Origin of the sequence: Nocardioides sp. NPDC004968 (assembly GCF_040608935.1) — a bacterium.
Lineage (GTDB): Bacteria > Actinomycetota > Actinomycetes > Propionibacteriales > Nocardioidaceae > Nocardioides.
In genome coordinates this window covers 47,594-69,029 of sequence record NZ_JBEXJF010000019.1, presented here as the reverse complement: position 1 = coordinate 69,029, position 21,436 = coordinate 47,594, and the positions used below count along the sequence as shown (strand labels likewise).

18 protein-coding genes are annotated in these 21,436 nt (G+C 71.3%); 10 read left to right on the top strand and 8 right to left on the bottom strand.

Annotation, left to right across the window (positions count from 1 at the left end; all coding sequences use genetic code 11):
* Positions 1–51 precede the first annotated feature (51 nt).
* Together ABZU72_RS17970 and ABZU72_RS17965 are read right to left on the bottom strand one after the other, a co-directional pair.
* On the bottom strand, positions 52–1,206 hold the full coding sequence (locus ABZU72_RS17970; RefSeq protein ID WP_355020191.1) for a zinc-binding dehydrogenase: 1,155 nt from the start codon (positions 1,204–1,206) through the stop codon (positions 52–54).
* A 60-nt stretch (positions 1,207–1,266) separates the two neighbouring features.
* Complete coding sequence (locus ABZU72_RS17965; RefSeq protein WP_355020190.1) at positions 1,267–2,265, bottom strand: hypothetical protein; 999 nt, start codon at positions 2,263–2,265, stop codon at positions 1,267–1,269.
* 126 nt (positions 2,266–2,391) lie between these two features.
* On the opposite strand from ABZU72_RS17965, the gene thrS reads away from it, so the two are divergent.
* The 5 genes from thrS to ABZU72_RS17940 all read left to right on the top strand — a co-directional run bounded on the left by thrS (position 2,392) and on the right by ABZU72_RS17940 (position 9,164).
* Positions 2,392–4,380, top strand: coding sequence for a threonine--tRNA ligase (gene thrS, locus ABZU72_RS17960; RefSeq protein WP_355020189.1), 1,989 nt, complete (start codon positions 2,392–2,394; stop codon positions 4,378–4,380).
* Positions 4,381–4,573: 193 nt separating this feature from the next.
* Positions 4,574–5,569, top strand: coding sequence for a diiron oxygenase (locus ABZU72_RS17955; RefSeq protein ID WP_355020188.1), 996 nt, complete (start codon positions 4,574–4,576; stop codon positions 5,567–5,569).
* A gap of 37 nt (positions 5,570–5,606) precedes the next feature.
* The gene (locus ABZU72_RS17950; protein ID WP_355020187.1) at positions 5,607–7,289 is read left to right on the top strand and encodes an FAD-dependent oxidoreductase; all 1,683 of its coding nucleotides are present in this window, start codon (positions 5,607–5,609) and stop codon (positions 7,287–7,289) included.
* 57 nt (positions 7,290–7,346) lie between these two features.
* Positions 7,347–8,054, top strand: coding sequence for a TetR/AcrR family transcriptional regulator (locus ABZU72_RS17945; protein ID WP_355020186.1), 708 nt, complete (start codon positions 7,347–7,349; stop codon positions 8,052–8,054).
* 48 nt (positions 8,055–8,102) lie between these two features.
* On the top strand, positions 8,103–9,164 hold the full coding sequence (locus ABZU72_RS17940; RefSeq protein WP_355020185.1) for a M36 family metallopeptidase: 1,062 nt from the start codon (positions 8,103–8,105) through the stop codon (positions 9,162–9,164).
* Between the two features lie 16 nt (positions 9,165–9,180).
* Here the strand turns inward: ABZU72_RS17940 and ABZU72_RS17935 are convergent, their stop codons facing one another.
* Positions 9,181–9,843, bottom strand: a complete 663-nt coding sequence (locus ABZU72_RS17935) for a response regulator transcription factor (protein ID WP_355020184.1) — start codon at positions 9,841–9,843, stop codon at positions 9,181–9,183.
* Entirely contained in the window at positions 9,822–11,096 is a 1,275-nt protein-coding gene (locus tag ABZU72_RS17930) for a sensor domain-containing protein (protein ID WP_355020183.1), read from the bottom strand. The genes ABZU72_RS17935 and ABZU72_RS17930 overlap by 22 nt, the downstream gene beginning before the upstream one ends.
* A 110-nt stretch (positions 11,097–11,206) precedes the next feature.
* Here ABZU72_RS17930 and ABZU72_RS17925 point away from each other — a divergent pair, with 110 nt between their 5' ends.
* From ABZU72_RS17925 to ABZU72_RS17915, 3 genes are all read left to right on the top strand, one after another.
* Positions 11,207–11,998, top strand: coding sequence for an ABC transporter ATP-binding protein (locus ABZU72_RS17925; protein ID WP_355020182.1), 792 nt, complete (start codon positions 11,207–11,209; stop codon positions 11,996–11,998).
* The gene (locus tag ABZU72_RS17920; protein ID WP_355020181.1) at positions 11,995–13,878 is read left to right on the top strand and encodes an FtsX-like permease family protein; all 1,884 of its coding nucleotides are present in this window, start codon (positions 11,995–11,997) and stop codon (positions 13,876–13,878) included. The genes ABZU72_RS17925 and ABZU72_RS17920 overlap by 4 nt, the downstream gene beginning before the upstream one ends.
* 69 nt (positions 13,879–13,947) lie before the next feature.
* On the top strand, positions 13,948–14,490 hold the full coding sequence (locus tag ABZU72_RS17915) for an HIT domain-containing protein (protein ID WP_355020218.1): 543 nt from the start codon (positions 13,948–13,950) through the stop codon (positions 14,488–14,490).
* 16 nt (positions 14,491–14,506) lie between these two features.
* Here ABZU72_RS17915 and ABZU72_RS17910 read toward each other — a convergent pair whose 3' ends face one another.
* Genes ABZU72_RS17910 through ABZU72_RS17895 form a run of 4 tightly spaced genes read right to left on the bottom strand, consistent with a single transcriptional unit; the run spans position 14,507 to position 19,529 of the window.
* Positions 14,507–15,895 (bottom strand): gluconate:H+ symporter, encoded by a 1,389-nt coding sequence (locus ABZU72_RS17910; protein WP_355020180.1) that lies wholly within the window; start codon positions 15,893–15,895, stop codon positions 14,507–14,509.
* 45 nt (positions 15,896–15,940) lie between these two features.
* Entirely contained in the window at positions 15,941–16,579 is a 639-nt protein-coding gene (locus ABZU72_RS17905; protein WP_355020179.1) for a bifunctional 4-hydroxy-2-oxoglutarate aldolase/2-dehydro-3-deoxy-phosphogluconate aldolase, read from the bottom strand.
* Positions 16,576–18,186 carry a D-aminoacylase gene (locus ABZU72_RS17900; protein WP_355020178.1) on the bottom strand — a complete coding sequence of 537 codons (1,611 nt, stop codon included), beginning with the start codon at positions 18,184–18,186 and terminating at the stop codon, positions 16,576–16,578. Before ABZU72_RS17900 ends, ABZU72_RS17905 begins: the two co-directional genes overlap by 4 nt.
* Positions 18,187–18,197: 11 nt before the next feature.
* Positions 18,198–19,529, bottom strand: a complete 1,332-nt coding sequence (locus ABZU72_RS17895) for an amino acid deaminase (protein WP_355020177.1) — start codon at positions 19,527–19,529, stop codon at positions 18,198–18,200.
* Between the two features lie 125 nt (positions 19,530–19,654).
* On the opposite strand from ABZU72_RS17895, the gene ABZU72_RS17890 reads away from it, so the two are divergent.
* Together ABZU72_RS17890 and ABZU72_RS17885 are read left to right on the top strand one after the other, a co-directional pair.
* Complete coding sequence (locus ABZU72_RS17890) at positions 19,655–20,680, top strand: sugar kinase (protein ID WP_355020176.1); 1,026 nt, start codon at positions 19,655–19,657, stop codon at positions 20,678–20,680.
* A complete protein-coding gene (locus tag ABZU72_RS17885) occupies positions 20,677–21,426 on the top strand; it encodes an IclR family transcriptional regulator (protein WP_355020175.1) in 750 nt (249 codons plus the stop codon). The genes ABZU72_RS17890 and ABZU72_RS17885 overlap by 4 nt, the downstream gene beginning before the upstream one ends.
* Positions 21,427–21,436: the final 10 nt, after the last annotated feature.

Sequence of the window (21,436 nt, the reverse complement as noted above, 5' to 3'; positions counted from 1 at the left end):
TACTACTGGTAGGTGATCCGTCCACCAGAATCGACGGTGCCGTGTCTCGCGTCACGCCCACGGATCGACGAGGATCTTCGCGTGCGTCTCCGGGTCGGCCAGATCCGAGAAGGCCTGGGCGACCCCGTCGAGTCCGACGGTGCCGGTGTGCAGTGGCGAGGGGTCGACCTTCCCGCCGGCGATCAGCTCCAGCGTGCGCGCGAACTCGGCAGGGTCGTAGCCGAACACGAACCGCAGGTCGATCTCCTTGTGGATCGCGATCGCCGGCCGGATCGTGTCCGGCTCCATGCACACCCCGACCACCACGACGCGCGTGTGCAGCGGCGCCGCGGTCATGATCTGCTCGAGCATCCCCGGCACCCCGACGCACTCGAAGACGACCGGACCTGCGGGCGACTGCCCGAGGCGGTCGGCGTTGAGCAGCACGGTCTCCCAGGGGAGCAGCGGGATGCGGCGTACGACCTGCATCGCGTCGATCCCGAAGCCCAGATAGTCGGTCAGCGACGTCACCGGACCGCGCTGCTTGTAGGCGTCCCACGGCGAGGACTCGCGGGGGTCGACGACCACGTCAGCACCGCACTTCACCGCGAGAGCGCGCCGGGCGGGGGAGAGGTCGGAGGCGACCACCGTCTTCACCCCCTGTGCCTTGAGCATGAGGATGACGGCCAGCCCGATCGGGCCGCAGCCGATGACCACGGCCGGGCGCCGTGCGGAGACCGCCCCGCGGCGTACGGCGTGGAAGGCGACGGCCAGCGGCTCGGTGAACACGGCCCGGTCGGGCGAGACGCCGTCGGGCACCGGGAAGGTGAAGGCCTCCTGGACGACGCAGTACTCCGCGAAACCGCCGGGGGAGTCGACGTCGAAGCCGACCATGTGGACCGCCCCGTCCGTACGCAGCACCGGCAGCGCCGTCACCGAGGTGCCCGGCTCCCAGCGGCCGCGGGTCTCCGGGCCGTAGGCGACGACCGAGCCCAGGATCTCGTGTCCGAGCACGATCTCCTGCTCGGGCTTCATCGCGGTGGTGTAGCCGATCTCGGTGACCACCTCGTTGAGCTCGTCGGCGTGCTCTCGGACATGCAGGTCCGAGCCGCAGATGCCGGCGCGCAGCACCTTGATCAGCAGCTGTCCCGGTCCGGGCTCGGGACGCGGGACCGACCGCACGGAGAGCTCGCCCTTGTGGACCACGGTTGCGCGCATCTGGTTCATCGGCGCCGACGCTACCTCACCCCGACCTCACCCCGACCTCACCCCGACCTCACCCCGGGCTCACCCAGTCGGCAGCGATCCGTCTGAGGTGATCCGGTGCAGGTGGGCGGTGAACGAGTGCTGGTGGTCGACGCGCGGCAGCCGCAGCGCGGCGCCGGTGACCAGGTGCAGCGTGACGTCGATGCGCGGGTTGGCCTTGCGCTCGTCGACGACACCGGTGTCGATGCTGGTCACGTCCTCCCAGAGGATGACGTCGGTGTGCCGGGCATACTCCAGGACCAGGCCGCCTTCGTAGAGCCCGAGGTCCACCGCGAACGGGCGCTGCAGCCCGAGCCACGCCAGCCGGAACCCCAGAATGAGCCCGGTGAGCGCAAGCAGACAACCGCCCAGCACGAGCACCATCGGCAGCTGTGGCCGGGTGGCGACCCAGGCGCCGAGCGCGATGAGCGCCGGGCCGAGGACCAGCCCGACCGGCGCGAGCCACGCCCGTCCGTGCGCAGGGTGGGTGCTCAGCCTGATGCCGAGGTCCTCGCTGAGCGTCTCCTCGCCCGGCGTACGCAGCCACGTCCGCCGCCTCGGCAGCACCACCAGCCCGAGCACGGTGAGCGCGATCCCGCCCCAGAGCACCGGGTCGCGGCCCATCCCGACGATGCGGGCCGGCCACGGGTTGATCGCATGCTCGCCGTACGCATCGGAGTCGACCACCCACATCCGGAAGGTCGCCTTCGAGGGGTCGGGGTCTCGGCCGATGTCGCGCAGGGTGCCGTGGATGCTTCCGGTGACCCGCTCGCCGTCGACCCGCCACTGGCCCCGGCAGGAGGTGATCTCGCCGGTGCCGCTGTCGAACTCGCACCGCTCCACCACGCTCACCTCCGCCCACTGCCCGCTGTTCCACCGGTCAGCGGCCTGCTGGGCCATGGCGGTGGCCGGGAACAGCATCGCCAGCGCGCCGAGGCCCAGGGTGATCAGGACGGTTGCCATCGACGTACGCCGCTGTAGCCGGCGCACCCGGCGAGACGGGTCGATGAGACGGGACTTGGGTCCGGTGGTGGGGAGCACGGGGCCTTTCACGGTGGAGCGGATTCGAACGGTGGAGTGTAGTGGGCAAATACCGATGAGCGTCGGGGGCTTTCCTGCGGATACGATCGACGCGTCCGAATCACCGACCTGACCACAGGAGAGATCGTGTCCGAGATCAAGATCGCCGTACTCACCCCCGACGGGCGCGAGGAGCGGACGGTCACTACGGGCACGAAGGCCTGGGAGCTGTTCCAGGATACCCCCGAGGTGATTGCTGCGAGGGTCGGTTCCGACCTCAAGGACCTCGCCTACGAGCTCGCCGACGGCGACGAGGTCGAGGGCGTCCTGATCGACTCCAAGGACGGCCACGACATCCTGCGTCACTCGACCGCGCACGTGATGGCGCAGGCGGTGCAGGAGCTCTTCCCGGAGGCCAAGCTCGGCATCGGCCCGCCGATCACCGACGGGTTCTACTACGACTTCGACGTCGAGACCCCGTTCCACCCGGATGATCTCGTCAAGATCGAGTCCCGGATGAAGAAGATCATCAAGGCCAACCAGAAGTTCTCCCGCCGGGTCACCACCGACGACGACGCCCGTGTCGAGCTGGCCGACGAGCCCTACAAGCTCGAGCTGATCGGCCTCAAGGGGTCGGCCGCTGACGCTGCCGAAGGCGCCAGCGCCGAGGTTGGCGGCGGCGAGCTGACCATCTACGACAACCTCGACCGCAACGGCGAGATCGCGTGGAAGGACCTGTGCCGCGGCCCGCACCTGCCCACCACCAAGCGGATCCCGGCCTTCAAGCTGATGCGCAGCGCCGCGGCGTACTGGCGCGGCGACGAGAAGAACAAGCAGCTCCAGCGCATCTACGGCACCGCCTGGGAGTCCAAGGAGGCGCTCGACGCCCACCTGGTCCGGATCGAGGAGGCCGAGCGCCGCGACCACCGCAAGCTCGGCCGCGAGCTCGACCTCTTCTCCTTCCCGGACGAGATCGGTTCCGGCCTCCCGGTCTTCCACCCCAAGGGCGGGATCATCAAGCGGGAGATGGAGGACTACGTACGCGCCAAGCACATCGAGCACGGCTTCGAGTACGTCGGCACCCCGCACATCGCGCGTGAGCAGCTCTTCCACACCTCGGGCCACCTGCCCTACTACGGCGACGGCATGTTCCCGGCGCTGGACGTGGACGGCCAGGACTACCGCCTCAAGGCGATGAACTGCCCGATGCACAACCTGATCTTCCGTTCGCGCGGGCGCTCCTACCGCGAGCTGCCGCTGCGCCTGTTCGAGTTCGGGTCGGTCTACCGCAACGAGAAGTCGGGCGTCATCCACGGCCTCACCCGTGTGCGTGGCTTCGCCCAGGACGACTCCCACTCCTACTGCACCAAGGAGCAGGCGCCGGCCGAGGTCAAGCACCTGCTCGACTTCATGCTGACCGTGCTCAAGGACTTCGGTCTCGACGACTTCTACCTGGAGATGTCGACCCGCGACGACTCCAACAAGGACAAGTTCGTCGGCAGTGACGAGGACTGGGCCGAGGCGACCAAGATCCTCGAGGACGTCGCGGCCGAGACCGGTCTCGACCTCGTGCCCGACCCGGGTGGTGCGGCGTTCTACGGTCCGAAGATCTCCGTCCAGACCAAGGACGCCATCGGCCGGACCTGGCAGATGGGCACGGTGCAGTACGACTTCAACCAGCCCGCCGCGGACCGGTTCAACCTGGAGTACCAGGCCGCCGACGGCACCCGCCAGCAGCCGGTGATGATCCACTCGGCGAAGTTCGGTTCGATCGAGCGGTTCCTGGGTGTGCTGGTCGAGCACTACGCCGGCGCCATGCCGCCGTGGCTCGCCCCGGTCCAGGTCGTCGGCATCCCGGTCGCCGACGCGTTCGACGACTACCTCTACGAGGTCGCCGCCAAGCTGAAGGCCAAGGGCATCCGGGTCGAGGTCGACGAGTCCGACGACCGCTTCCAGAAGAAGATCCGCAACGCCCAGCTCCAGAAGATCCCCTTCATGCTGATCGCCGGTGGCGAGGACGTCGAGAAGGGCGCGGTCAGCTTCCGCTACCGCGACGGCCACCAGGAGAACGGCATCCCGGTCGACGAGGCCATCGAGCGGATCGTCGCCGCCGTGGAGTCGCACGAGCAAGTCTGACCCGAAACCTCTCGAGGGCGGTGCGTGAATGTCACGCATCGCCCTCGCGGCATTTCCGGACGGTTCTGAGAGACGAGAAGATAAACGTGACACGAAGTCGCGCGTACTCTTGTTATCGGGACGCGTGTCCGGGTAACGTGAGTCACGTCGTTAGCAGCTCAACGTAGAACTCAACGGTGAAGGAGCGATCGTCATGACCGCCGTTCAGGATGAGAAGTCCACTGGATACGTCCGCCAGGGCAAGCAGGCCTACCTCGACACGCTTCGTACGCTGTCCGAGGCCTCGGTGGAGGTGCACTTCGACCCGTTCAAGGACATCGACTGGGACTCCGACGAGCTCGCGGTGCTGCCCGACGACGAGCGCTGGATCCTCAATGACGCCGACGAGATCGGTGCCCACCCTTGGTACAAGGCGCTGTCCAAGGAGCGCCAGATCGAGATCGGGATGTACCGCTGGGCCCAGGTCGCCAAGGTCGGTCTGCAGTTCGAGCAGCTGCTCATCGGCGGTGTCATGAACCACCTGGTCTGGTCGAAGAACAACAACCCGGAGTTCCGCTACGCGACTCACGAGGTGACCGAGGAGACCCACCACACCCAGATGTTCCAGGAGTTCGTCAACCGGGTGAACCCCGACGTGGCGGGCGCGCCGACCTACTTCAAGGTCCTGGTGCCCTTCATGGCCTCGGCGGGTGCGTTCTTCCCGGAGGCGTTCTTCACCGGCATCCTCGCCGGCGAAGAGCCGATCGACCACCTGCAGAAGGGCGCGATGCGCTCCGGCGGGAGCCACCCCGCGGCCAACCGGATCATGCAGATCCACATCGCCGAGGAGGCCCGCCACATCGGCTTCGCCCACCAGTACCTCGAGCAGCACGTGCCCGAGCTGGGCCGCGTGAAGAAGACGCTGCTGGCCTACATCTTCCCGATCATCATGCGACTGCTCTGCGACGTGATCATGGTCCCGAGCAAGCAGGCCCGCCACGACATGGGCATCCCGGACGAGGTCGCACGCGAGATCTGGTGGAAGTCGGAGGAGTCCGAGAAGCTGCTGCGTGACCTCTTCGGTGACGTACGCCTCCTGGCCGACAACCTCGGCATCCGCAAGGGCCCGGCCAAGCTGCTGTGGAGGATGACCGGCATCGACGGTCGCGCCTCGCGCTTCCGCGCCGAGCCGCGTGCGGCGTCCTACTGATCCCCGAGCCCCGACGCCCTAGAACGGTAGTCACAAAGTGCCTCACGTCGTCACTCAGTCGTGCTGTGCGGACGCCTCGTGCGTGGTCGCCTGCCCGGTCAACTGCATCCACCCCGCCCCGGGCGAGCCCGGCTTCGGCGAGGCCGAGATGCTCTACGTCGACGCCAAGAGCTGCGTCGACTGCGGAGCCTGCGTCACGGCCTGCCCGGCTGACGCGATCGTCCCGCACACGACCCTGACGGCCGCGCAGACGCCGTTCCTGGCGATCAACGCGGAGTACTTCGAGGTCTTTCCGCACAAGGACCGCACCCCGCTCGCCCTGGTCCACCCCCAGCGTCGTCTGACCCGCACCGGACCGTTCCGGGTCGCGGTGGTCGGTGCAGGGCCGGCGGGGATGTACACCGCCGACGAGCTGCTCAAGCACCCCGAGATCACCGTCGACGTCTTCGACCGGCTGCCTACGCCGTACGGCCTGGTCCGGGCCGGCGTCGCGCCCGACCACCAGAACACCAAGCAGATCGAGAGGCTCTTCGCGCAGATCGAGTCGCAGCCCGGGTTCCGCTACTTCCTCGGAGTCGAGGTCGGCAAGGACGTCTCCCACGCCGAGCTGACCGCTCGCTACCACGCGGTCGTCTACACCGTCGGCGCGGCGAGCGACCGTGCTCTCGGGATCCAGGGCGACGACCTGCCCGGCTCGCTGAGCGCGACCGACTTCGTCGGCTGGTACAACGGCCACCCGGACAAGCAGGACCTGCCCGTTCACCTCGACCCGGAGTCACTCCCGTCTGGGCGGGTCGTCCTGGTCGGCAACGGCAACGTGGCGCTCGACTGCGCCCGGATCCTCGCCGAGGACCCGGAGCGGCTGGCCGGCACCGACATCGCCGAGGGACCGCTGGCGGTCCTGCGCGACAGCGCGGTGCGGGAGGTCGTCGTCCTCGGGCGCAGGGGGCCCGAGGAGGCGGCCTTCACCGTGCCGGAGCTGGTCGGGCTGATGGGGCACACCGGGATCAACGTCGTCGTCGACACCGGAGACCTGCCGATCGAGGAGGCGCTCGCCGGCGGTGGGACCACCACCCGGCTGCTGCGCGAGCTCGCCGGCCGCGAGGTGCGCCCGGAGCTGCGTACGATCGTCCTTCGCTTCCTCAGCTCGCCGGTTCGCGTGCTGGGTGAGGGCCGGGTCACCGGGGTGGAGGTCGGCCGCAACCGCCTCCAGCGCGACGAGAACGGCATCGTCCGAGCGGTCCCCACCGGCGAGACCGAGGTCCTCGAGACCGGGATGCTGCTGCGCGCGGTCGGCTACAAGGGCCTGCCCGTGGCCGACCTTCCCTACGACGCCGCGACCGGCACCGTCCCCAACGAGCGCGGCCGGGTGCTCCCGGGCGTCTACGTCGCGGGCTGGGTCAAGCGCGGTCCCAACGGTTTCATCGGCACCAACAAGTCCGACGCCGAGGAGACGGTCGAGCAGGTGCTCGACGATCTCGACACGGACCGCATCCCGGCCCCGGTCGGTGACGCCGGCGAGATCACCGCGGTCGTACGCAGCCGCCAGCCCGGCATGGTCGACCTGGCCGGCTGGCAGGCGATCGACCGCGAGGAGAAGCGACGTGGGGCCGAGTCCGGCCGTCCACGGGTGAAGATCACCGATGTCGAGGAGATGCGGGGCATCGCCGCGAAGTCGCGGAAACCCCGATACTCTCTTGGGCGTCGCAAGGAGCGCTGAGACGCTCTCGACACCGGGTTGAATTCGGGGAGCACGGGAGCAGGGGGAGAGAAGCAGGTGGCCGGGGAGAAGCGCGATGGTCGGCAGGACCGGTGGAGCAAGCACAACGAGCAGCGCCGCCAGCAGATCATCGATGCCGCGATCGCGGTGATCGAGGCCGGTGAGCCCGGCGGCGACGTGCAGGTGCAGCAGATCGCGGTTCGCGCCGGACTTTCCCGCACGGTCATCTACCGCCACTTCGAGGACCGCGCCGACCTCGACCGAGCCGTACAGCAGGCGATCCTCGACGGGCTCTGGTCCGACCTGATGCCCGGGATCACCCTCGACGGCACCGTGCCGGAGATCATCGAACGCATCATCGGCACCTACGTCCGCTGGGCCCGGGCCCATCCGGCGCTCCACCTCGCCGCCGACCACGACATCGACGGCGGCGACGACGGTCCCTTCCAGCAGGGGATGGAGCAGCTCGCCGGCCGGATCGCGGCGATCGTCGGCACCGCCGTCCTCGCTCTCGGTGGCAAGCCCACCGAGGAGGAGGCCGAGGCTCTCGACCCGCTGATCTACGGCCTGGTCGGCGCCGTCTTCGGTGCCGTACGCCGCTGGCTGACCCGCACCGGCGAGCGCCTGCCCGCCGAGACGCTGGAGCGGCTCACCGCCCAGTCCATCTGGTATGTCATCGACGGCCACGCCCGCGGTTTCGGGATCGAGCTCGACCCCGACCTGCCTCTAGAGGAACTCCTCACCAAGGACATCTTGGCCGTATAGCCTCTCGGGTATCGCCCGGCCGCACGGCCGTTCAGCCCAGGAGAAGACATGCCCCACATGCGCAGACTCTCGATCGCCGTCACCGCCGGTCTGGCGGCCACCGCCGGGTTCGCCGTCCCGCTGAGCCCGGTGACCGCGGCTCCGGGCAGCGGCTCCTCCGAGGGCACGGCCAGCGTCTTCATGGTCAACCCGGTCCAGTCCAGCAACGACCAGGGCCTGACCGACCAGAAGGACGCCGCGAGCGCCGTCCCGGACAGCGCCTATGCCCAGGTTCCGCTCACCCACCTGGACGGCTCGGGCTACCTCCGCGGCGACTACGCCGTCGTCGAGTCGAGCACCGGCACGCCGGCGTACTCCACGACCAACAGCTACTCCTACGACCGCCACCAGGACCAGTTCGAGCAGGTCATGGGCTACTTCTGGGTCACCCGCGCGCAGACCTACCTGCACACCCTCGGCTTCGGCGAGACGCTCCCGGGCGTCCTGAACCAGCCGTTCTCGGTCAAGATCAACCAGTACGGCGGCGACAACTCCTACCAGACCGACAAGCCCTTCCGGATCCGGCTGGGCAAGGGTGGTGTCGACGACGCCGAGGACGCCGAGGTGATCGTCCACGAGTACGGCCACGCCGTCCACGCCAGCCAGGTGCCCGGCTACGGCAGCAGCCTGGACGCCGGCGCGATCGGGGAGTCGTTCGGCGACTACCTCGCCGTCACCGTCGGGCTCGACGCCGCCTCGGAGTACGGCTGGCCGGTCGCCGCCGACCCCTCCTGCCCGATGGACTGGGACGCGACCTCCTACACCGACGCCCCGCACTGCATCCGCAGCTTCCACCTCGACCTCACCCTCGAGGACCGCCGCAACCAGGTCCACTACGACGGCCAGATCTGGAGCCAGGCGCTGTGGGAGATCCGCGAGGGCTACGAGGCACTCGGCCTCTCCACCCGCGACTGGGACACCACACTGATCTACTCCCAGTTCTCCTACGCCCCGGACACCAGCTTCCAGGCCGCGGCCGCCGAGACGTACGCCGCAGCGGCCGCTCGCGACGGCCAGGCCGCCGCCGACCTGGTCCGCGACCGGTTCGCCGCCCGGGGGATCACCTTCTGATCATCACGCGGCTCCGCTAGGCCTCGCGCAGGTAGGCGAGGACGGCGGAGACGCGTCGGTCGGTGGTGGGGTCGAGCCGGAGCTTGGCGAAGATGTTGCCGACGTGCTTGCGTACGGCAGCCTCGGAGACGAAGAGTGCGGCGGCGATGCTGCCGTTGGTGCGGCCCTCGGCCATCAGGGCGAGGACCTCGCGCTCGCGCTCCGAGAGCACGTCGAGCGGACCGTCGGGCTGGTGCCGGCTGAGGAGGCCGCGTACGACCTGGGGGTCGACGACCGTCTCGCCGCCGGCCACCCGGTCCAGGCTGTCGAGGAAGTCCCGGACGTGGCCGACCCTGTCCTTGAGCAGGTAGCCGATGCCGCCGCCACCGGTGGTGTCGAGGAGCTCGGCGAGGTAGGCGTCGGCGACATATGCCGAGAGCACCAGGACGGCCAGGTCGCGGTGCCGCCGCCGCAGCTCGGCGGCGGCGCGCAGCCCCTCGTCGGTGTGGGTCGGCGGCATCCGGATGTCGGTGATGACCACGTCGGGGCGGGTGTGGTCGGTGAACGCGAGCAGGGCTTCCGCGTCGCCGACCGCGGCGATGACCTCATGGCCGGCTCGCTCGAGGATGGCGAGGAGGCCCTCGCGCAGCAGCGCGGCGTCCTCGGCCAGGACGATCCTCAGGGGAGCACGGTCGGGCACGTCATCCTCACTTCCGTCGGTCCGCCCGGTGGGCTGGTGACCTCCAGGTGGCCGTCCAGGGCGGCCAGACGCGTGGCCAGACCGGCGAGCCCGCCCCCGGGACGCAGGGTGGCGCCGCCGACCCCATCATCGCGTACGCCGACCTCCAGCCGGCCACCGGTGACCTGCCCCTGGACGCGGGCCGATCGGGCACCGGCATGGCGGACCGCGTTGGTGAGCGCCTCGGCGACCACGAAGTACGCCGCGGCCTCGACCGGCGCCGGCAGCCGGCCGCCCATCTGCAGATCGACCGAGACCGGCAGCCCGGCGGCGTCGGCGAGCTCGCGGACGGCAGCGGTGAGCCCGTGGTCGACCAGCACCCGCGGATGGATCCCGCGGACGGTGGCGCGGAGCTCGGCCAGCGCCGTCTCGGCCTGGGTGTGCGCCTGCCGGACGAGGTCGAGCCCGGAACCCTCGGGCACCTCCAGCTCGGCCAGTCCGAGGGTCATGGTCAGCGCGACCAGCCGCTGCTGCGCGCCGTCGTGGAGGTCGCGCTCGATCCGGCTGCGCTCGGTCTCGAAGGCGTCGACGAGGTCCACCCGGGACCGGCGCAGGTCGGCGACGGCTGCGGCCATCCGGGTCTGCGCCGGTTCGAGCAGGAGCCGCGCCAGGCTGGCCTGGGCGGCGGCGAGGAGAGTCGCGGCGTACAGGCCGGCGATCAGCAGCACCAGCCCAGGGGCCACGGCGATCCAGGCCTCGGTGGGCGTGGTGAGCTGCCAGGGGCCGAAGGAGACGGGAGCGTCGAGTCGGACCAGGACCGGGGCGAGCACGAGCACACCCGGGATGGTGATGATCAGGTTGAGCACGACGGCGTCGACCACCCACAGCACCGTGGCGACCAGCACGGTGTAGCCGACCTCGGGTCCGGAGACCCGGAGCCGGCGCAGCGCCCGGAGGCGGTCGCTCCAGGCGATCGGCTCCAGCGGCTCGGCGGGTCCTGGGCGGACCTCGGGGAGGATCAGCCGGAGGCGTACCCGTTCCACGTCGGCGACGAGCGCCGCCAGCAGCGGGATACCGGCCAGGACCAGCACCCCGACCAGGAGGACCAGGGTGAGCAGTCCGACGCCGATCAGCACGAACAGGAGGAAGGCGACTACGAGACCGATCAGAGCGCCGGAGGCCAGGTAGGCCAGGGCGCGCCAGGGCCAGCTGGAGGCAAGCAGCCGCCAGGGGGAGGAGCGCAGCGCGGCCCAGACGTCGGGTGGAGGTCTCATGACTCTCGAGCCTAGGCACTTGTGACCCCGCGGTGGGGTAGCGCACGCGCTACCTCGCCGTGGCGTCTGCGCCCGTGTGCGCGCCGCGTACGAGGCGTTTGCTGGAAACCATGACCGCCACCATCCCGGACGCCGTCCACGCGCCTCGGCCGCCCGGCCCGCCCGCCGTCGTTCTCGACGACGTCACCCGCACCTATCGCTCCCGCTCCGGCAAGGTCGACGCCCTGCGCGGCGTGAGCCATGCCTTCGCCTCCGGGACGTTCACCGCGATCATGGGCCCGTCGGGATCGGGCAAGTCCACGCTGATGCAGATCGCCGCCGGCCTGGACCGGCCCACCCGGGGCACCGTCCGGGTCGCGGGCACCGCCCTGGCCGGCCTGAACCGGACGACGCTGACGAAGCTGCGCCGACAGATGATGGGCTTCGTGTTCCAGCAGTACAACCTGCTGGACGCTCTCACCGCGTACGACAACGTCGCCCTTCCCACCCGCCTCGCCGGGCGGCGTCCGGATCGCGCCGAGGTGGTCGGGGCGCTCGAGCAGGTCGGTCTGCACGGGCTCGCCCGGCGGCGGCCGCCGGAGCTCTCCGGCGGCCAGCAGCAGCGCGTCGCGATCGCGCGTGCGCTGCACGCCCGGCCGGCGGTGCTCTTCGCCGACGAGCCCACCGGTGCGCTGGACCGTAACGCCGGACGCGACGTGCTCGAGCTGCTGCGCAACCTCGTCGACGCGCCGGTGACCCACGGGCCGGCGCAGACGGTCGTGATGGTCACCCACGACCCGCTCGCCGCCTCGTACGCCGACAATGTGCTGTTCCTCGCCGACGGCCGGATCGTGGGCCAGATGGAGCGCAGCGATCCGGCCCGGATCGGCGCCCGGATGGCCGAGCTGGAGCCCCTGCGATGAGCGTCGTCGCGATGGTCGCGCACAGCCTGAAGAGCCTGCGCCAGTCCTGGCCTCCGTACGCCGGGGCCGCCGTCGCCCTCGCCGGCGGCATCGCCCTGATCACCCTCGCCACCAACATGCTGGGAGCGCTCGGCACCGCCACCGACGGGCTGGATCCGCAGACCCGGACGCAGATCGACGACCTCGGGTCGCTGTTCGGGATCATGGCCGGGATCTCGCTCTTCCTTGCGCTCTTCGTGGTCTCCTCGACCTTCGGGTTCGTCGTGGCCACCCGGCGCCGCGAGCTCGGCCTGCTCCGCCTGCTCGGCGCCACTCCGCGCCAGGTGCGGACCCTGCTGCTCGGAGAGGCGCTCGCGGTCGCGGCCGTCGGCACGGTCGCGGGTTGCCTGCTCGGTACCGCCGTGACGGTGCCGGTGCTGCGCATCCTGCACCAGGCCGGGGTCACCCCGGTCCTGCTCGCGATGCCGAGCCAGGGCACCGGATGGGCGATCGCCGCCTCCTGCGGTGTCGGCGTCGCGCTGGTCGGGGCCTGGCGCGCGGGCGCCCGGGCGGGACGTACGCAGCCGGTCGAGGCGCTCCGCGACGCGGTCCTCGAGCGGCGTCGGCCCACGGTGGTCCAGGCGCTGGTCGCGCTCACCGCCGCCGGCGCGCTGGTCGCGACCGCGGTGCTCGCTCCCGAGATGCCGCTGCTGTTCGCCCTGCTCGTGGGCATGTTCCTGCCGGTCGTCGCTGTGATCGGGGCCAACGCGGTGGGCGGCCTGCTCTACACCGAGCTCGCGGCGTACGCCGGTGCCACGGTGGCGCGACGGGACCCTGCGGCGCACCTGGCCCGCGACCTCGCCCGCACCAGCAGCCGGATGACCGCCGCGGTGGCGGCGCCGGTGGTGGCCATCATGGCGGTGGCCGGCTCGATGGTGCTCGCGGTCGGTGCGACCGCCGACTGGAGCGAGGGCGCCGACCGGGCCGCCCTCAGGTCGGAGCTGGTCGTCGAGCGGGCCGAGCGCCCAGAGCGGATCCAGGACGTGCCCGGGGTGGGCGTGAGCGACGTACGCCGCACGGCGCAGGTCGGGTTCGGGGGCGGTCCCGAGGACGTCGAGGTCGTCGATGTCTCCAATGCTGCCGCGACGCGGAGCCTGCAGGCGACGCAGGGGAGTCTCGCCGACCTGCGCGGCCGGGCGATGGCGGTCACCGCCTCGTACGTCACCGACCTCGGCGGCCGGGTCGGCCAGACCCGCCGGATGCGCATCGACGGCCGGAGCGTCAAGGTGCGCCTGGTCGCGGTCGTCCCCGACGCCCCGAACCTGTGGAGCGACATCATCGTGCCCGACGACCTGCCCCGCATCGACAGGGTCGCCCGCGACACCGGAACGGTCTTCGTGCGCACCGACGCCGGCGCGGACGTCGCCGGGGCCGCCCGGTCGATCCGGGAGACCGGGGCCGAGGTGAGCACCGGCGAGGAGTGGGTCGGAGCGGTCTCGGCCGAGGCGCGCGAGATGAACGCGGTCGTGCTGTGGGTGATGCTCGGCCCGGCCGGGGTCTACGCCGCGATCGCGGCTGTCAACGCGGTCCTGATCGGGGCGAGCCAGCGCCGCCGCCAGACCGCCACCGCCCGGCTCGTCGGCGCCACCCCGGCACAGGTGCGCCGGACCGCGCTCTGGGAGACGGTCTTCACCGGCGCCGGCGCTCTGCTGGTCGGCGGCGCGGTCACCGGGTTCACGGGCTGGCTGTTGCGGCAAGCGGTTGTACGCGACGTGCCCGGCGCACCGCTGACGTTCCCCTGGCAGGCACTGTCCGGGATCACGGCAGCCTGCCTGGTCGTGCTGCTAGCCGCAGCCGTCGCCGGGGCGTACGCGCTGCGGGGCGGGGAAGCGACCGACTGAGCCTGTCCTGACTGTGCCTGTCCCGAATGGGCCTGTGAGGGGTTAAGTAGTGTTTGCCGCGTGACAGAGATGGACGGCGTACTCACCCAGGACGGCATCGGCGAGGGCGACGGTCTGGAGCGGCTGTGGACGCCCTACCGGATGGCCTACATCCGCGGCGAGAACAAGCCCACCGACCCCTCGGAGACGGAGTGCCCGTTCTGCCGGGTGCCGACGCTCGAGGACGCCGAGGGCCTGGTCGTCCACCGCGGCGAGACCTGCTTCGTGGTGCTCAACCTCTACCCGTACGCCCCGGGGCACATGATGGTGTGCCCCTACCGCCACATCGCCGGCTACGTCGAGACCACCGACGAGGAGGCCGCCGAGATGGCGGTGCTGACCAAGCAGGCCGTACGCACCCTCGCCGGCGTCTCGCGTGCCGAGGGCTTCAATATCGGGATGAACCAGGGCACCGCGGGCGGCGCCGGCATCGCCGCCCACCTGCACCAGCACATCGTGCCCCGCTGGGTCGGCGACCAGAACTTCATGCCGATCATCGGCCGCACCAAGACCCTGCCGCAGCTGCTGACCGACACCCGCGACCTGCTCGCGCAGGCGTGGGCGTCGGTCTAGCGCGTCGGACTGGGGATCAGACGATCGCCCAGGCCACGGCGGCGGCCGCGAAGCCGACGATCGAGAGCACCGTCTCCAGGACGGTCCAGGTCGCCAGGGTCTGCTTCACGGTCATGTTGAAGTAGCGAGACACGATCCAGAAGCCGCCGTCGTTGACGTGGCTGAGGATGATCGAGCCGGCGGCGATCGCGACGGCGATCACGGCGAGCTCGGGCTGCGAGTAGCCGGTGCCGAGGGTCGGCGCGATGATGCCGCCGGTCGTCACGATCGCCACGGTCGCGGAGCCCTGGGCGATCCGGAGCGCGCAGGAGATGACGTACGCCAGCAGCAGGATCGGCAGGCCGGCGTCGGAGAGCACCTCGGCGAGCGCGGTGCCCACACCGGTCGCGGTGATCACCGCGCCGAAGAAGGCGCCGGCGCCGACGACGAGCAGAATCATGCCGACCGGCCGCAGCGAGGCGCCGGTGAACTCGGAGATCTCCTCGAGGCTCATCCCGCGCCGGATGCCGAGCAGCCAGAAGGCGAGGAGCACGGCGATGGTGAGCGCGATCGCCGGGTTGCCGAAGAAGGTGAGCAGGCTGAGCAGCCGGCCCGGGTCGAGCAGCATCGTGCCGAAGGTCGCGCCGAGGATCAGGACCAGCGGCACCGCGATGACCCCGAGGACGAGGGAGAGCGCGACCGGGGTGGCAGGTGTCTTGTCCTGCTCCGCCTCGGTCTCCGCGACCAGGAACTCCTCGGGCACCGAGACCTGGACCCGCCGGGCGATCCACGTCGGGAAGAGGATCCCGGCGGCGGCGAACGCGGGCAGGCCGCACAGCAGGCCCATGATGATCAGCCAGCCGAGGTCGACGCCGAGCAGGCCGCCCAGGGCCGTCGGGCCGGGGTGGGGAGGCAGGAAGGCATGCGTCATCGACAGGCCCGCGAGGACCGGGAGGGCGTAGAGGACGAGCGACTTGCCGCCGCGGTGAGCTGCGACGTAGACCAGCGGCGCGAGCACGAAGATGCCGATGTCGAAGAAGACCGGGATGCCGAAGATCAGGCCGACCAGGCCCATCGCGACCGGGGTGCCGCGTTCGCCGAAGATGCCGATCAGCCTCGCGGCGAGGACGTCGGCGCCGCCGGACCGCTCGAGCAGCGACCCGAGCACAGTGCCGAGACCGATGATGAGCGCGATGTGGCCCAGTACGCCGCCGAAGCCGGTCTCGATGAGCGACTCCTTCGCGGAGAGCGCGGTGCCCACCATCTGCTCGACGGACAGGCCGGCCGCGACGGCGAGGCCGATGCCGCTGATGAAGAGGGCGATGAAGGGTTCGAGCTTCACCTTGATGATCAGGAAGAGGAGCACGGCGATCGCCACGGCGCAGAGCAGCAGCAGGCCCGTGGTGCTTGTCTGGAGCCAATGCATGGTTGGTTCTCCCGTTGGGTCAGGGGGATGGAGTGGGGGATGGACTCAGCGCAGAGCTGCGCGGAACCGGGCGGCGTTGGTGGTGATCTGCTCCCACCGGGCCTCGTCGACGTCGGCGGGCTGGACCACCGACGTCCCGGCGGTCACGGCGATGGCGCCGGCCCGCAGGAACTCCGCGGCGTTGTCTTCGTCGACTCCGCCGGAAGGGATCAGGGCGACCTCGGGGAACGGGCCCCGGAGGTCGGAGAAGTAGCGCGGACCGACGGCCCGCGCCGGGAAGATCTTGACCGCGTCGGCGCCGAGCGAGGTCGCGGTGAGGACCTCGGTCGGGGTGAGGGCGCCGAGGACGACGGCCGCACCCGCGGCGTGACCCTCGGCGACGATCTCCGCCGCCTCCGGCGGCAGGCCGGGCGTCACCAGGAACCGGGCGCCGGCCGCGAGCGCGGCGCGGGCCTGGTCGGCGGTCAGCACCGTTCCGGCGCCGATGACGATGTCGTCGTCGGCCCGGGCGCTGACCTGCGCGACGAGGTCGGTGAGGCCCGGCGTCGTGTAGGTCAGCTCGACGGTCCGAATACCCCCGGCGGCCAGCGCATGGCAGAGCGCGACGGGATCGTCGAGCCGGGAGGCGCGTACGACGACCAGCGCCCGGTCGTCCTGGAGCGTCTCGATGACGAAGTTGCTCATCGGGCTCGGGTCCCTTCGTCGGTGCGGCGCAGCGCCCGTCCGGGCAGTGCGTCGGTGCGGTGGCCGTCCTCGATGACGGCGGTGCCGTTGACCAGCACCCAGTCGATGCCGTGGGCCTGCTGCCGCGGTTGCTCGAACGTGGCGGTGTCCTGGACGGTGTCGGGGTCGAGGAGCACCAGGTCGGCGGCGTACCCCTCCCGGACGAGGCCGCGCTCGCGCAGCCGGAGCCTCGCCGCCGGGCGGCCGGTGAGGTGGTGGACGCAGTCGACCAGGTCGAGCACCCCGAGGTCGCGTACGTAGCGGGCGAGGTAGCGGGGGAAGGTGCCCCACGCGCGCGGATGCGGGCGCTCGCCGACGAGGATCGCGTCGCTGCCGCCGCAGTGAGCGCGGTGCCGCATGATCGTCTGCACGTTCTCCTCGTGGCCGACGTGCTGGAGGATCGTCGTGGCCAACCGGTCGCGGACGAGCAGGTCGAAGAAGACGTCCGTGGCCACCTGGCCGGACTCCTCGGCGATCTCGGCGACGGTGCGGCCGACGTAACGGGACAGCTCCGGGTTGCGTACGCCGCTGATCTGGATCGTGCGCCAGTCGGTCACGCAGCCGTGGCAGCCGTCGGTGCCGACATGGTCGAGCTCGTGCGCGATCCGGGCGCGGTCGGCGGGTTGCGCGATCCGGGCGAGCAGGGCATCGGGGCCGCCGGAGGTCGACCAGCTGGGCAGCACGGCGCTGAGCGTGGTGGCTCCCGGGAGATAGGGGTAGGTGTCGAGCGTGATGTCGACGCCGTCGTCCAGGCCCGCGTCGATGATCTCGATGAGCTCGCCGGCCCGACCGCGGTTGGGCTCGAAGTTCATGGTCGCGTGGGTGAGGTGGAGGGCGCACCCGGAGGTCCGGGCGACGGCGATCATCTCGGCGTACGCCTCCAGTGCACCGGCCCCGTAGGAGCGGTGGTGCGGGCTGTAGTAGCCGCCCACATCCGCGACGACCCGGCACAGAGTGGCCAGCTCGTCGTCGTCGGCGAACATGCTCGGCGGGTAGGTCAGGCCGCTGCTCATCCCCACCGCGCCCTCCTCGAGACCGACCCGGAGCAGCCGCGCCATCTCGGCAATCTCGGCGGAGGTGGCGGGCCGGTTGTCGGGACCGACGACCATCAGCCGCAGGGTCCCTTGCGGGACGAGGTATGCCGCGTTGCACGCGATCCCGTGGTCGAGCCGGTCCAGGTAGCCGGCGACGGTGTCCCAGTCGAAGTCGAAGTCGTCCGGCTCGCCGTTCCAGCCCGCGATCTGGCGGCGCAGGTGGGCGCGCGCGGCCGCGTCGGCGGGTGCGAACGAGAGGCCGTCCTGTCCGACGACCTCGAGCGTGACGCCCTGGCTCACCTTGGCGGTGTGGTCGGGGTTGACCAGGATCTGCAGGTCCGAGTGGGCGTGCATGTCGATGAACCCAGGGGTCAGCGCCCGCCCGGCGGCGTCGACGGTGCGTCGCGCGGCCGGTGCCGGAGCATCGGTGTGGATGCCGGTGATCCGCCCGGCGTCGATGCTGACGTGGGCGTGGAACGCCGGGGCTCCGCTGCCGTCGATGACGGTCGCGTCGCGGATGAGCAGGTCGGTCATGGTGGCTCCTCTCAGAACCAGGTGCGCACGAGGTCGACGACGACCGGGTCGTCGGCGTCGGCGTCGTCGAGGACCGGGATGAGGCCCCACTTGTCGAAGGCGGTGCACGGGTGCGAGAGCCCGAGGCGGAGCTCGTCGCCGATCACGACGGGTGCCTCGGTCGCGGGGTCCCAGCGGAGGAAGCCGTGCTGGTCGTTGAGCGCGGTCACGGCGACACCGGTGATCGGGGTCGCAGGGGAGCCGGTCGTCCGTGCCCGAAGCAGCTGCGCCTCGGGCATGCCCTCGTCGAAGGGCAGGTCGCGCTTGCCGGCATCGAAGAGCGCGAGCCCCGGCTCCGGCTGCGAGGAGATCCGCACCCAGCCGTGAAGGGCGCTGCGCAGGCCGGGCCCGCTGGTGCGGGGCGTGCTCCCCAGCGGTGAGATGCCGCGGTAGAAGCCGTCGTCGTGGGTGATGTAGGCGCCGCTGCGGAGCACCACGCGGGCCTCGTCGTCGGCCACCAGCGGCGCGAGCGCGTCGGCGACCTGCTCGAAGTAGGCGCTGCCGCCGGCGCTCACCACCGGCGTCCGGCCGGCGGGCAGCAGGCCGGAGATCCGCCGGTGGAGGGAGACCAGGCTGTCGACGTACGCATGGACGACGCCGAGCGCGGCCTCGTCGGTGGTGTGCGCCAGGGCGCCCTCGTACCCGGTGACCCCGGCGAGCTCCAGATGCGGAGAGGCAGCGACGGCCTCGGCCACGGCGACCGCGGTCGCCTCGTCACGGGCGCCGGTGCGACCGCCCGCGGCGCCGCGCTCGACGAGGACGCCGAGCGGGCGGCGAGGCCCGGCCCCGGCGGCATGGGCGGCGAGCGCCTCGTGCATCAGGGCGACCGTCCGTGGCGAGTCTGCCCACACCAGCACCTCCAGCCCCGCGTCCTCGGTGATCTGGTCCGAGATCCAGCGGAGGGTGAGCGGGGAGACGATCGCGTTGGCCACGATCACCCGGGAGACGCCGAAGGCGCGGGCGACGGCGAGCTGGGGGAGGTTCGCCACCGTGATCGCCCAGGCGCCGGCGGCGAGCTGCTCGGCCCACAGCTGCGGAGCCATCGTGGTCTTGCCGTGCGGAGCCAGGGCGATGCCCCGCTCCGCGCACCAGGCGGCCAGCACGTCACGGTTGTGGGTCATCGCGACGCGGGAGAGGGAGAGCACGGGCGTGGGCAGCTGTGAGAGGCGGGGCGCCGCCTCGAGCACCTCGGCGACCGTACGTCCCCACAGCGCGGGCGGGATCGCCTTGTGGCGCCAGTCGACCCGCTCCTCGCGCAGCGCCGCGACGGCCGCTGTGTCGATGTGGGCTGCCGGGTGATCCATGACCCGTCCTTCCTGCGTTGCACAATATGCAACGGTGATTGCGTAATTCGATTCGTTAGTTGTAGCATCGGCCACACCGGGCGTCAACGGCCCGGCGAAGAACCAACAGGGGAGGAGCTCCATTCGTGGGCAGTAGCGGAGACGTGCGAGTGGTCTGTCTCGGGGAGGCGATGGTCGTCCTGCGTCCGGAGGGCGACCAGTCGCTCGCCGGGGCGACGACCCTGCGCCGTTCGGTCGGCGGCGCCGAGGCCAACGTGGCCGGTGCCCTGGCCGCCCTCGGCGTGCGGACCGCCTGGGTGTCCCGGCTCGGCCAGGACCCGTTCGGCGACGTCGTGACCGAGGACCTGATCGCCCGCGCCGTGGACGTCGAGGCCGAGCGTGATCCCGAGCGGCCGACGGGGCTCTACCTGAAGGAGCCCGCCCCCGGGGGCAGCCGTATGCACTACTACCGCGCCGGCTCCGCGGCCGCCGCGATGGACGCCGGCCTGCTGGATCTGCCGGGGGTCGCGGAGGCGCTGGCCTCGGCCGAGGTCGTGCACACCTCCGGCATCACCGTCGGCATCCTCGAGGAGGGATCGACGCTGCTCACCCGCCTGCTGGCGCTGCGTGACGAGCTGGGCTTCCGGCTCAGCGTCGACCTCAACTGGAGACCGGCCCTGTGGGCCGGGCGCACCATCGAGCCGCTGATCGACCTGCTCCGCGCGGCCGACATCGTTCTGCTCGGAGCCGACGAGGCACGCGCGGCGCTCGGCGCGGACGCTCCGCAGGAGCTCCGCGAGCTCCTGGGTGAGCGTCCGCGGCTGGTGATCAAGGCCGACTCCCACGCGGCCGGGGAGTACGACGCCGACGGAAGCGCCACGCAGGTCCCCGCGCTCCGGGTCGACGTCGTGGAGCCGGTCGGCGCGGGCGACGGCTTCGCGGCGGGCTACCTCGCCGCGCTCGTCGACGGGACCGGCCCGGTCGGCCGGCTGCGCCAGGGCCATCTGGTCGCGGCGGGCGTCCTGGCCGCGACCGGCGACCACGCGCGACCGCCGGCCGCCGACGTACGTGCCCGGCTGCTCGAGTGCTCCGAGGACGGCTGGGCCGCGACCCGGGTGAGCGCGTCCGGCATCGACACCCCGGCGATCCGTGAGGAGGTCGGGCCGCGATGAGTCAGAGTCTTTCCCGCGCGCTGCAGATCCTCATCGAGCTCGGCGAGGGCGAGCGATCCCTCGACCAGGTGGCCGCCAGTCTCGAGGTCCACAAGACCACCGCGATGCGGCTGCTGCACACCTTGGAGGCGGACCGCTTCGTACGCCGCGACGACCGCCAGCGCTACCACCTCGGCTCCCGCCTGTTCGCCCTCGGCACGGCAGCCCTCTCCCAGCACGCGATCCGCGACGTGGCCCAGCCCCACCTGACCCGCCTCGCGGCCGAGACGGGTGGCCAGGCCGTCCACCTGGCTGCGTACGAGAACGGCACGGCCATCTACCTCGCCAAGGTGGAGAGCACCCACTCGGTGCGGATGTACTCGCGGGTGGGTCTGCCCGCCGCGCTGCACGCGACAGCTGTGGGCAAGGTGCTCGTCGCGGGGCTGCCTCCGGGCGAGCAGGAGGCGGTGGTCGCCGGCATCGACTTCCGGCCGTTCACCAGCCGCACCATCCCTGACGCGGCCGGCTATCACGAGGTGCTCGCCCGGACGCGCGAGCAGGGCTGGGCCGAGGACGCCGCCGAGCACGAGGACTTCATCAACTGCGTCGGGGCGCCCGTACGCGACGAGGCCGGGCGCGTCGTCGCCGCGGTCTCCGTCTCCGTGCCCGACGTCATCCTGCCCCGCGATGGGGTGCGTGCCCTGGTGCCGCAGCTCCTCGCGGCCACCGAAGCGATCTCCGCCGACTGGGCCGGCCGGAGCTCATGAGAACACCCCG

What these genes read in the sequence shown, in the direction of transcription:
- ABZU72_RS17970 (WP_355020191.1), bottom strand. Translation starts at nt 1,206, where the DNA reads ATGAACCAGATGCGCGCAACCGTGGTCCACAAGGGCGAGCTCTCCGTG.
- ABZU72_RS17955 (WP_355020188.1), top strand. Translation starts at nt 4,574, where the DNA reads ATGACCGCCGTTCAGGATGAGAAGTCCACTGGATACGTCCGCCAGGGC.
- ABZU72_RS17940 (WP_355020185.1), top strand. Translation starts at nt 8,103, where the DNA reads ATGCCCCACATGCGCAGACTCTCGATCGCCGTCACCGCCGGTCTGGCG.
- ABZU72_RS17930 (WP_355020183.1), bottom strand. Translation starts at nt 11,096, where the DNA reads ATGAGACCTCCACCCGACGTCTGGGCCGCGCTGCGCTCCTCCCCCTGG.
- ABZU72_RS17925 (WP_355020182.1), top strand. Translation starts at nt 11,207, where the DNA reads ATGACCGCCACCATCCCGGACGCCGTCCACGCGCCTCGGCCGCCCGGC.
- ABZU72_RS17920 (WP_355020181.1), top strand. Translation starts at nt 11,995, where the DNA reads ATGAGCGTCGTCGCGATGGTCGCGCACAGCCTGAAGAGCCTGCGCCAG.
- ABZU72_RS17915 (WP_355020218.1), top strand. Translation starts at nt 13,948, where the DNA reads ATGGACGGCGTACTCACCCAGGACGGCATCGGCGAGGGCGACGGTCTG.
- ABZU72_RS17910 (WP_355020180.1), bottom strand. Translation starts at nt 15,895, where the DNA reads ATGCATTGGCTCCAGACAAGCACCACGGGCCTGCTGCTGCTCTGCGCC.
- ABZU72_RS17905 (WP_355020179.1), bottom strand. Translation starts at nt 16,579, where the DNA reads ATGAGCAACTTCGTCATCGAGACGCTCCAGGACGACCGGGCGCTGGTC.
- ABZU72_RS17900 (WP_355020178.1), bottom strand. Translation starts at nt 18,186, where the DNA reads ATGACCGACCTGCTCATCCGCGACGCGACCGTCATCGACGGCAGCGGA.
- ABZU72_RS17895 (WP_355020177.1), bottom strand. Translation starts at nt 19,529, where the DNA reads ATGGATCACCCGGCAGCCCACATCGACACAGCGGCCGTCGCGGCGCTG.
- ABZU72_RS17885 (WP_355020175.1), top strand. Translation starts at nt 20,677, where the DNA reads ATGAGTCAGAGTCTTTCCCGCGCGCTGCAGATCCTCATCGAGCTCGGC.